Genomic DNA, 992 nt, shown 5'->3' with positions numbered 1-992 from the left:
TTCAACCAGTTCACGCTGGTCTATATGGCGATCATCGCCGTTCCGCTCGCCGCCTTCGTGCTCTACCGCACGCCATGGGGGCTCGCGGTACGCATGGTCGGCGAAAACCCACGCGCGGCGGATTCGGCCGGCGTCAGCGTCATCGCCACGCGCTTCCAAGCGGTGATCCTCGGCGGCGCGCTGATGGGGCTTGCCGGCGCCTTCCTCACCATGGCGCAATTCAATGCCTTCACCTTCGGCGTCGTCTCCGGCCGCGGCTGGGTGGCGATCGCGCTGGTCGTGTTCGGTCGCTGGGACCCGTGGCGCTCGGCAGGGGCTGCGCTGCTCTTCGCCTTCGTCGACGCGCTGCAATTGAGGATGCAGGCGAGCGGTCTCGGCCACATCCCCTACGAAGCCTTCCTGATGCTGCCCTTCATCTTCACCATCGTTGCCATGGCCTTCATGTCGCGCAACGCAGTGGCACCCTCGGCGCTGCTGAAGCCGTTCAGAAGGGAAGAGCGGTAGGCGCGGATTTCCTCACCCCCGCAAAGCGGGGGAGAGGTTGCCGCGAAGCGGCCGGAGAGAGGGCTGCGCCGACGGTTGCTCTTTCGGCGCCGCGTTTGCCCCAAATTCTCAGCCGGTTCACGCAGGGCGTCCCCTCTCCGTCTCGGCTTCGCCGAGCTACCTTTCCCCACTTTCGTGGGGCTAGGAAAAGCCTCAGATCGCCGTGAACGCGTTGTCGACAAACAGATGCGCGCCGTTGACGAAGCTGGACTCGTCGCTGGCCAAAAACAGCGCCGCCTTCGCCACCTCTTCCGGCTCGCCGATGCGGCCCTGTTGCGCGGCCATGGCGGCATCGGAGACATCGACGCCGAGCTTGCCGAGATCCGCCACCTCGCGCAGACCATGCGGCGTGCGGATGAAGCCGGGGCAGACGGCGTTGCAGCGGATGTTGCGGTCGCGGAACTCCACCGCGATGGCGCGGGCGAACATGTGGCAGGCGCCTTTTGTGG

2 protein-coding genes are annotated in these 992 nt (G+C 66.3%); one reads left to right on the top strand and one right to left on the bottom strand.

Going from position 1 to position 992, the window contains the following annotated elements; all coding sequences use genetic code 11:
- Window positions 1–504, top strand: a 504-nt coding sequence (locus EOA24_RS39250) for an ABC transporter permease (protein ID WP_133374994.1), incomplete at its 5' end; no start/stop codon positions are given.
- 192 nt (window positions 505–696) lie between these two features.
- Here the strand turns inward: EOA24_RS39250 and EOA24_RS39245 are convergent.
- A partial coding sequence (locus tag EOA24_RS39245) for an SDR family oxidoreductase (protein ID WP_127410897.1) occupies window positions 697–992 on the bottom strand: 296 nt, incomplete at its 5' end.

This window comes from Mesorhizobium sp. M2A.F.Ca.ET.039.01.1.1, assembly GCF_003998035.1.
Taxonomy (GTDB): domain Bacteria; phylum Pseudomonadota; class Alphaproteobacteria; order Rhizobiales; family Rhizobiaceae; genus Mesorhizobium.
Note: the sequence above shows the minus strand (reverse complement) of the source record. Positions and strands in the feature narration are given on the sequence as shown.